This window comes from Niallia circulans NBRC 13626, from assembly GCF_001591585.1.
Taxonomy (GTDB): Bacteria; Bacillota; Bacilli; order Bacillales; family Cytobacillaceae; genus Niallia; species Niallia circulans.
The window spans coordinates 342,508-351,360 of the sequence record NZ_BCVE01000004.1; the positions used below are offsets into that span (position 1 = coordinate 342,508).

Annotated in this window: 11 protein-coding genes; 4 read left to right on the forward strand and 7 right to left on the reverse strand. The window is 32.7% G+C overall.

The window, feature by feature from the left end; translation table 11 throughout:
• Positions 1 to 140: 140 nt before the first annotated feature.
• The 3 genes from BCI01S_RS07630 to BCI01S_RS07640 form a co-directional block, all read right to left on the reverse strand.
• Positions 141 to 815 carry a DUF421 domain-containing protein gene (locus tag BCI01S_RS07630; protein ID WP_061797822.1) on the reverse strand — a complete coding sequence of 225 codons (675 nt, stop codon included), beginning with the start codon at positions 813 to 815 and terminating at the stop codon, positions 141 to 143.
• Positions 816 to 1,156: 341 nt separating this feature from the next.
• Positions 1,157 to 1,675 (reverse strand): NUDIX hydrolase, encoded by a 519-nt coding sequence (locus tag BCI01S_RS07635; RefSeq protein WP_061797824.1) that lies wholly within the window; start codon positions 1,673 to 1,675, stop codon positions 1,157 to 1,159.
• A 348-nt stretch (positions 1,676 to 2,023) separates the two neighbouring features.
• Positions 2,024 to 2,521, reverse strand: coding sequence for a P-loop nucleotide/nucleoside kinase family protein (locus tag BCI01S_RS07640; RefSeq protein WP_047942806.1), 498 nt, complete (start codon positions 2,519 to 2,521; stop codon positions 2,024 to 2,026).
• A gap of 345 nt (positions 2,522 to 2,866) precedes the next feature.
• Here BCI01S_RS07640 and BCI01S_RS07645 point away from each other — a divergent pair, with 345 nt between their 5' ends.
• The 4 genes from BCI01S_RS07645 (at position 2,867) to csaA (ending at position 5,670) form a co-directional block, all read left to right on the forward strand.
• Positions 2,867 to 3,208 (forward strand): PadR family transcriptional regulator, encoded by a 342-nt coding sequence (locus tag BCI01S_RS07645; protein ID WP_061797825.1) that lies wholly within the window; start codon positions 2,867 to 2,869, stop codon positions 3,206 to 3,208.
• Positions 3,201 to 3,683, forward strand: coding sequence for a hypothetical protein (locus BCI01S_RS07650; protein ID WP_061797826.1), 483 nt, complete (start codon positions 3,201 to 3,203; stop codon positions 3,681 to 3,683). Before BCI01S_RS07645 ends, BCI01S_RS07650 begins: the two co-directional genes overlap by 8 nt.
• Entirely contained in the window at positions 3,680 to 4,207 is a 528-nt protein-coding gene (locus BCI01S_RS07655; RefSeq protein ID WP_061797828.1) for a permease, read from the forward strand. The genes BCI01S_RS07650 and BCI01S_RS07655 overlap by 4 nt, the downstream gene beginning before the upstream one ends.
• Before the next feature lie 1,133 nt (positions 4,208 to 5,340).
• Positions 5,341 to 5,670 carry a chaperone CsaA gene (gene csaA, locus BCI01S_RS07660; protein WP_047942811.1) on the forward strand — a complete coding sequence of 110 codons (330 nt, stop codon included), beginning with the start codon at positions 5,341 to 5,343 and terminating at the stop codon, positions 5,668 to 5,670.
• A gap of 449 nt (positions 5,671 to 6,119) precedes the next feature.
• On the opposite strand, the gene BCI01S_RS07665 is transcribed toward csaA, so the two are convergent.
• From BCI01S_RS07665 to BCI01S_RS07680, 4 genes are all read right to left on the reverse strand, one after another.
• On the reverse strand, positions 6,120 to 6,590 hold the full coding sequence (locus BCI01S_RS07665) for a GNAT family N-acetyltransferase (protein ID WP_047942813.1): 471 nt from the start codon (positions 6,588 to 6,590) through the stop codon (positions 6,120 to 6,122).
• A 332-nt stretch (positions 6,591 to 6,922) separates the two neighbouring features.
• The gene (locus BCI01S_RS07670; protein WP_061797834.1) at positions 6,923 to 7,393 is read right to left on the reverse strand and encodes an NUDIX hydrolase; all 471 of its coding nucleotides are present in this window, start codon (positions 7,391 to 7,393) and stop codon (positions 6,923 to 6,925) included.
• Between the two features lie 198 nt (positions 7,394 to 7,591).
• Entirely contained in the window at positions 7,592 to 7,864 is a 273-nt protein-coding gene (locus BCI01S_RS07675; protein WP_172885222.1) for a hypothetical protein, read from the reverse strand.
• 461 nt (positions 7,865 to 8,325) lie between these two features.
• A partial coding sequence (locus BCI01S_RS07680; protein WP_235844461.1) for a methyltransferase domain-containing protein occupies positions 8,326 to 8,853 on the reverse strand: 528 nt, incomplete at its 5' end.

The following is an 8,853-nucleotide window of genomic DNA, read 5'->3' on the forward strand; positions in this document are numbered from 1 at the left end:
CCTTTTTCCTATATTCTACTTCTTAGGAAAAACCATGAACAAATAAAACCACATCATTAATACCAAAAAGATATTAGCATTGTAGATGCACAACGAATGCTATCTTAGCTAGCTCAAAGTCCCTTGAAATAAAGCGGTGATTAAGTATATTTAGTAATCAGCAGCCCTCGGTCTTTTTGCCATTCTGCATAAAACACTTCCTTATACTTTTTAATTTTTTCTTGCTTTAATTGTCTATGTAACCACTCTTCTGTTAACCCAGCCATTTGAAGATTTTGAGATTGTAATTTCCCATCCATAATAATTGCAAAGGATATCTCTACTTGTTTAGGAGGTATGGCTAAATCCTTCGCTGTTGGTACACTAAATGCATGTTTTGGTGCAACACTTATTTTCCCGTCTCTTTCCAAAATTACATATTCTGCTTCATAGATAGAAAAATACCCCTGCTGTCTCATAAGCTGCTGTAATTGGTTTAGATCCATATTATTTTTTTTTAGCTGCTTATAAATAATCTCTCCTTTTTCAATTAAGATTGTGGGATTGCCTTCAAAAAAACTCCGGAATTTTAGAGATTTTTGCGTCAAAAACTCTACTAGATAAATTAGTAACCCCCATATAACAATGCTAAATACTATCTCCAAAATTCCTGTTCTTCTTTCAAAAATTGCGTCTCCTACTAGGTTTCCCATTACCATGGCCGTGATAAAATCAAAAGGAGTTATTTGTGAAAATTGAATCTTCCCAAGTAATTTAAGGACTATTAATAAAGTTAAGAAACCAATAATCAATTCAACTGTTATGTCTTTGTACATTAGTATTTCCCCCTAATTAAACCGTAATTTTCAAATCGTCATTTTCCATCTCTCATACTTTTGCATAATCCTAATTCTACATCGTACATATTATGTTATATCCGATTAGTACGAATATCATACAACGGCTTTAAAATGCAAAATTAGGAGCGTGTTCGGAAAAGAGAGTGTGGTAAATAAATGTACTTAAACAATCCTGCCCGTTCGTACAACAACAATAGGCTGCCAAAGCAGCCAAACGATCTTATACTAATGCCCCCATTACTTTAAGGACCATACTTCACATCATCTTTTTGTGTTCTCACCAGATCTTTATATGTTTTATACTTTGCACGTTTCATTTAAAGACGAACAGAGCCATAATGATGTCGCCCCTCAAAAAGAAAAGCAATGATACTCTCATAATAAGGTATAAATTTTTTCAGTTCGATTAGCTCCAAGATTTCCTCTTTAGAAGCCCATTTGGCTGCTTGTACCTCTTCAATCTGTAATGTCAATTCATTCAAATCAAAGTCATATTCAATTAAATAAAAATCATCAAAGCCACGTTCAAAGTTAATAGTAAATTGTGGACGAATCTTTTCAAAGTTATATTGAATCCCCAACTCCTCGAATAGCTCTCTTGAAGCAGCCTGCTGACTTGTATCACCTGCAACCGCACTACCACCACAAGTGATATCCCAAAGGTTCGGCCATCCTTGCTTAAAGGATTGACGTTGCTGAATGAGCATTTCACCTTTTGAATTAAATATACATATGTGTACTACTAAATGAAACTCTTCTGGTTTCATTTCATCTCCACGAGTTATTTGTTTCTCTATTTTATAACGATGCTTATCAAATAAATCCCACTTTTCCATTGCAAAACTCCTTATGTATATTATTGTAATAAGATTTCCAGTATACTATATAATCAGATTATCATAATGAATTTCACAATAGATATTTAAAGATTGGGAATAAAGTTGAGTAAATTTCCCATAACGACGATTAGGAACATTTTTTACTTAGAGTTGAAAGTCCGCAAAAAAACTGACCACCTCCTTATTGCGCTAAAGCACCCGTTAATTTAAGTGTACCACTTCACAAAGTTAACCGATTTTAACATATATACAGTGAAACTATTCTTACCCACATATCATTTTATATCAAATAGAGCACCTCCCCAAAAAAAGGCACTCTACACACACGAATCATTGAACTCCTTGTTATTCTTTTCCGCTATACTCTAAAATATTTAAACTCTCAGATGCCTCTGGTGCTTCAAAAAATTTAGTAACATGAATAAACACCGCTTCCGTGTCAAAAGCTGATCTTTCTGGTTGTTCATTACGCCTTTGTGCGATTTGACGTAAGCATTGCTCGTTATTTAGATTAAGGAAAATTAGTTGATGGTTTGCATTGACCTCTGACGCCATATCCAAAAACCACTTTCGCAGTTTTTGAGTGTTAGCTGGAAAATCCATCACTACATCTGTACCAACACTTAATATGTTTTGGACATGCTTTTTCACCAATGGCTTGAGCTGCGCTGAGAATTTTAGATAGTCCTCAAATGATGCAATTTGATTGGGATAAAGAGATGAAAGCCATTCATCCTCAGACAACAGTACCGCATGTTTATCTATCGCCAATTGCTTTGATTTAGTTGATTTTCCAGCTCCCATTTTTCCACAGAAAAAGTATAGAGTCCCCAATTTTTTCATTTTTTTCAACCCTCTCAATTATTTTAGTTTAAACTTTTTACTTCGTGAGTTCCCCATAGTTATTATCCTCTTATTAATATTTAAACGTTAAGATTTATATCCAGTATACTTATTCTACCGATTTCGTTTATTTTCCTTTTTTAGCAAACCCACTCTTTAATTCAATAAAAAGAGATGCCGTAGCACCTTCCGTACCTAAATATAAGTCTAGTTAAAATGTAAGCCTCACATTTAATTTTCATTATAAAAAGATTGACACATAACTGACAATAACACTATACTGTTTATAACAGTAACATATTGATAAAAAGTTCATTACATTAAAATTAGGGGGTTCTATCTTTTATGAAACATACAGGGAGACATACTGGTGCATTTCTTTTGCTGTTTTTACTGGAGGGAGATAACTATGGGGGAAAACTGTTGCAAAAATGTAAGGAAGAGCTTCCCATCAATCCAATTGATAGCGCCATACTATATCGCACACTAAAAAAATTAGAGGAAGAAGGTGCCATTGATTCTTATTTAGATGTTTCTGGTCAAGATAAACCGGTAAGGATGTATAAAATCACTACACTTGGAAAAAGAAAATTAGAAGAATTTCAAATTGATATTCAAGAAAAAATTAAAAATTTATCATTTTTTCTTGAAAAATACAAAAAATGGAATTGTGAAAATAATGGTTAATGGAATTGTTTTATATGCGATAGCTGCTATTTATCTGAGCCTGTCTTTTATAAAAGACCAATATAAAACAAAGGCAGCCTTATTAAGCTCATGGAAAATGTTTCGCAATGTTTTACCGGATTTATTAGCCATTATGCTTTTCGTTGGGCTGGTACTATCTTTATTGACACCGTCTCTTATTTCTTCAATTATTGGGGAAAATTCCGGTTTACTTGGTATCCTTTATTCAACAATCATTGGATCAATTGCTATAGTCCCTAGCTTTATCGTTTTTCCTCTTGGACATACATTAGTACAAAATGGCGCTGCTCTTCCACAAGTTGCTGTATTAATGTCGACATTAATGTCTGTAGGACTGACAAGTTTATTTATGGAACAAAAAACTTTTGGTCAAAGTTTTGCTTATGCCCGAAATATTTCTGCCATAGTAATGTCTCTTCTATTTGGATTAATTATTTGGGTGGTGATGACATGAAAAAGCTAAAAAGATATCGGTTCTTTCTCATTTTATTATTAGGGCTTCTGCTTATAGCATTTATGAATCAAACGATTGCTGCAAAAACAGTTCAGTTAACTGGTAAAAATATTTTGGATATGTTAATTCTACTTCCTCCAGTATTTATATTAGTGGGATTATTGGACCAATGGGTAAAGAAAGAAACACTCGTTAGGTATATGGGGGAAAAATCAGGTATAATTGGTGTCCTCTTCACCTTATTATTAGCAACAGTAGCTGCTGGACCTCTTTATATAGCCTTTCCAATCGCAGTACTTTTATTGAGAAAAGGAGCTAGCGTCCGCAATATAGTGTTTTTTTTAGGGGCATGGTCAACAGTGAAATTGCCAGTTCTAGTGTATGAATTTACTTCATTTGGTCCTAAATTCACACTTATTCATATTTGTTTTGGACTCGTGTTTTACTATTTAACAGGAATTCTTTTTGAAAAAATGTATAGCCAACAAAAGTTGCTAAAGTATGATACAACTATCGGAAAATAGATTTAAATCATTTAGTATTTTAAACCCTACAATTCCAAATTCTTTAGTAGCTGTAGTCATTAAATTGATAACATTCTGTTAGGAACCCCGACTTTTTCACGATAAAATATTATGGAAAGTATTCAGCGAGAATACCATTCGCCAATAAATAACATCTAGTCAGGATTTGATCGTTTAGTATATTGATGTGCGCTCGATTACAAGAATAGATTTTATAACTCGAAAAACAGCAAGTATGGATTTGTTGGTAAAAATAGATGCCCTGTTGTTAACTGAATATTTCAACAGATAATTAGTACAACAAATAGGACTCCCCACGGTGCAAAATCTTTTCTGTAGAATGTATCTCCAAACTATATAAGCAATCTGCTGCAAAAAATTACGGGATAGAGCGCACAGAAGCATATTCACAATAAAATAATTGAGAAAGCAATAGATTGCTTGGTAACATCAACATTATCGGTTTGTAAAATCGCATACCAAATTAGATTTTAACATACCTAGTCTGTTAGTCTTTTTAAAAGCAATGCCAATAAAACTCCAACGAATTATAGAAACTCATTTAAGTGAACATTTAATTTAACGTCACATACACTTCACCCAAAATCCATGAAACCCTCTTGATCAATCTCCCGGTGGAAGGCAATTATATGTAGTCACTGGGTATCTTGAAAATCGATTTGCAAAGCATGCCCTTGTTTTCATTATGCTGAATCATTATCAGATAAAAACATAAACATTATTCTTTTTTATACTTAAACTAGAATAATAAGTGTATAACTTTGCCTCAAAGTAAGTTAAGTTTTTAATATATTATAATAGTTTACAATAAGAATATAAACCTTTTTATGATTAAGCATAATTCAGATGGAAGGCGTATTGATAAAGCAACCTATTTCACTTGAGGATGCGGATGATATTGTTTGAAAACCATTCTAATGAAGAAACTACACATTACAGTTATGACCAACATGCAGATCTAAATCAAACTTAAAACTTAAGGCACCTAGAGATTGGTATGACCCAAAAAGACTTTCTCTCACCTCAAGGATCGGTACCTGTTCGATATTCTATCCAATTCATAGGCAATATTGAAGGTTTACAAGATATTAAAGATTATATGAGGTGTATTAATGGCAAATATCGAGGATTTTTTACAATTAGATATCCGTGTTGGCACTGTGATTAAGGCAGAGCCATTTCCAGAAACACGAAAACCCGCAATAAAATTAGAAATTGATTTTGGTAATATTGGTGTTAGACAGTCTTCAGCTCAAATAACACGCAGATACAAGGCAGAACAACTTATTGGTAGTCAAGTGGTAGCGATAGTAAATTTTCCTCCAAGGCGAATTGCAGGTTTTAAATCTGAGGTATTAGTAATTGGTGGTATACAAGGGAGAGATGACGTAGTGCTTTTAAAACCAGACCAACCTGTTAAAAATGGTACCCCAATCGCTTAAGAATAAATATACTGCCCTTTCTGGTATTGAAGGAAGAGCCTGTCAAATTTGATTAATAAATGGGTAATCAGGCTTTTTCTACATAACAGATTACAAAGGAACATTCATTTTATTGAATAATTGTAAGAAGAAAACTGTTTAGATAAGAATACTTGAATATATCAAAAGGGGGGTACCTATGGTATGTATTAAAGACAACTTTTGGTAGAGTCGAAATACCGAAGCAGGGTATTTATTACAGGAACGCTGCCACCATATTGCTAAGTGAATGATTAGATAGCTCATTAATTTTAATTATTTAAGCCATTTTTCATTTTAGAATATGGCTAATTTCTTAATTTTGTGGAGTTTTACACTTATACTAACCTGCCCCGTTCGTACCATAGCCAAAAAAGGGAATTAATCCTTCATGGATTAATTCCCAATAGTTCAATGAGGTTCCAAATTTATTATAAATTCTTTTTAAATAAAACCCTATCTTGATTTGGTCCGTCATAGTCCTTATACACGGGAACTCCATCTACGACTGCATCTCCTTGTTCAATATCAAAACCCATATTAGTATGAAAGGAAATTGAAACTTTATTAATAGGTGAAGTTACACAACGGATTATACTAGCACCTTTTTGTTTAACCACATAAAAAAATTTGTTATAGAGTGTTTTTCCTACACTGTGTTTTCTATATTCTGGATGTACTCCAACGAAATGAATATACGCCTCTTCAGAATTTGATTGTGATAAAAACCCAATTAGAAACCCTACTATTTTTCCATCTTTTTCAGCAATAAAACTTGTATCTGTAAAATGATCAAAAAAGAGCTTTGGTAACTTATCAGCCATTTGTCTTCCACCCCACCATTGATTTAGTAATGGCGAGATTTCATAGTAATCTAAACTGTTTACTGAACGAATCTCCATTTTTAATCCCCCTACCTTGTATGTTATATTTACCCACTCCTATACTAATTACCAATTTTAGCACATCTTTTATTCACTTCTGTTCAACTAACCTCCCCTTTAGCGACACAAGAATATCGCTAATCTGTAATTAAAATATTGCATAAACTCCAGTTAATTCAATAGACGAAAATAGCAACTACAGGATGTATGGAATTATAAATCTGCATACCATTTTGTAGGTTTATCAAATTTTCCACAGCCATTTTCCACTTTAGCACATAGAATAGGCCACTCTTTTCTTTAAAGAAAGCCTCGGTTATTGATTATGTATAATTATTTTGTAGTTGAACTTATTTATATACACCTTTTCTTTTGAAAACCCAATCTTCTAAGGCATCTTCGTGTTGTTTAGTGAATAATTTCGGTATTTTATTTATTGGAAAGTACTTCAAATCCAATGTCTCAATACCATCTGCAGTAAGTTCCCCATCAATTGGCTTACATTGAAAAAAGTGAGTAATAGTCTGAGCTTTATCTCCGTTCGGAAACTCACCAGAATATTTAGAGTAGACACCAATAAGATGTTCAACCTTAACATTTAATCCTGTCTCCTCAAGAATTTCTCGTTTTGTTGTTTCTTCAAGAGATTCTCCTAGTTCCATAGCACCGCTTGGAAAACCCCACTCATTTCTATCTCCCCTTTTTTGTAAAAGAATCTCATTTCGTTCGTTATAAACAATACCTCCAGCAAAATTAAGAATAATTAAATCTTGTCCCACTTTTCCACGAATATAGCGAATGTAGTCACTGGATGTAGTCATAAATTTCCTCCTATATAAAAAATACAAGTTAATTATATACCAAATAGAAGAAAATGGTATTTCAAGTTATATTTTTCCGTCTTCCACTAACCTTTTATTTAAGGATGATTTTTTAACTTCCATTTCTAATAAGATTTAATATTAAATTCATTAGGATTGATTATAATAAGGCAAATAGGAACTGATATGTAAAACAAATTATTTAAAGTCTTCTTTAGATATTGCTATTGAAGGGTAATGCCCAATTTGGGTTAAATCCACATCAAAAGGGACACTGTAAACCATATAGTAGTTGTCATCGTTGACTACAGAATTTATTTCCTCGATAAAACTTCTAGCTTTGTTAGAATCTGTAGTTGCATAAACTACAGCGACAACACCAGCCCCCTCTTCCATCCATCCTTTTAAAATAAGTTTCAATGGATTACTGTCTTTCAATGCAGTCTCTATCATATTCATATATTCGTTCATTTGAATCCTTCCACCTTTCTAAATAATAATTAGAACACTCCTTATCCCCATCAAATTTATATTACCATAGCAATACCTGAGTTTTAATGCATTAACTCTATACTGTTAATTCCTTCTCATACTAACCTCCTTTAGTGCAATAAGAAAATGCGATACCTCCATATTACAAAGTGTTGCTATAGTAACATAAGAGCCGCTCTACACCGAGAAATTTTTTTACCTAAACTTGTTATTTTAAATCCATTTTTTCGGTAAAATCTTACTGCTTCGTTGTCTGTTATAAAGAACCTATGTTAATGTTTATAAGACTATAAATGGTATAAAATATATAGTTAGATGGTTCAACCTGCCCGTTAGCCCTAAAATAAAAAGACTTCCTTTTTATTTTAGAAAGCAGCCAATAATTGCAGAAAAGACTATTAGGGCTGACCCCTCACAAGGCCATCCTAATAGTCTTTTTCCTAAATTGTATTTTTACCAATTAATATATCCAAATCAACAGTTATTTGAGCCGAATCCTTAATTAAAAAAGATTTTATTTGTTCCTCTGTTGTTGACCAAGTCAACGGAGTCATTTGAACCAACCATTCAATTGAGGATTTATTAAGGTTCATGGTATAGCTTAATCTTGAACATTCTACAAATTGAAAACTCTTCTTAAATCTCTCCATAGTCTCTGCATTAGAGTAAAACTGTTTTTCGTTTTTTTGAAAAAGATGTTCTCTCAACTCTTTTAAGTAACTATTTTGAGGTACAATTTTGATTACTATACCATTTGGTTTCAACAATCTATCAAATTCAGCATAATTTGAGGGTGATAGGATATTCAGGATAACATCAAATTGTTTAAATTTAAATGGTGTGTTCGCGAGATCAGCCACAGCCCAAATCTTATCAGAATAGTTCTTAGAAGCTACCATAATTCCTTCTTTAGAAATATCTATTCCTACTCCTAATACACTTTTGAAAAAGTTGGAACGAATAATTTT

What these genes read in the sequence shown, in the direction of transcription:
- BCI01S_RS07640 (WP_047942806.1), bottom strand. Translation starts at nt 2,521, where the DNA reads ATGAAAAAATTGGGGACTCTATACTTTTTCTGTGGAAAAATGGGAGCT.
- BCI01S_RS07630 (WP_061797822.1), bottom strand. Translation starts at nt 815, where the DNA reads ATGTACAAAGACATAACAGTTGAATTGATTATTGGTTTCTTAACTTTA.
- BCI01S_RS07665 (WP_047942813.1), bottom strand. Translation starts at nt 6,590, where the DNA reads ATGGAGATTCGTTCAGTAAACAGTTTAGATTACTATGAAATCTCGCCA.
- BCI01S_RS07635 (WP_061797824.1), bottom strand. Translation starts at nt 1,675, where the DNA reads ATGGAAAAGTGGGATTTATTTGATAAGCATCGTTATAAAATAGAGAAA.
- BCI01S_RS07645 (WP_061797825.1), top strand. Translation starts at nt 2,867, where the DNA reads ATGAAACATACAGGGAGACATACTGGTGCATTTCTTTTGCTGTTTTTA.
- BCI01S_RS07675 (WP_172885222.1), bottom strand. Translation starts at nt 7,864, where the DNA reads ATGAACGAATATATGAATATGATAGAGACTGCATTGAAAGACAGTAAT.
- BCI01S_RS07650 (WP_061797826.1), top strand. Translation starts at nt 3,201, where the DNA reads ATGGTTAATGGAATTGTTTTATATGCGATAGCTGCTATTTATCTGAGC.
- BCI01S_RS07670 (WP_061797834.1), bottom strand. Translation starts at nt 7,393, where the DNA reads ATGACTACATCCAGTGACTACATTCGCTATATTCGTGGAAAAGTGGGA.
- csaA (WP_047942811.1), top strand. Translation starts at nt 5,341, where the DNA reads ATGGCAAATATCGAGGATTTTTTACAATTAGATATCCGTGTTGGCACT.
- BCI01S_RS07655 (WP_061797828.1), top strand. Translation starts at nt 3,680, where the DNA reads ATGAAAAAGCTAAAAAGATATCGGTTCTTTCTCATTTTATTATTAGGG.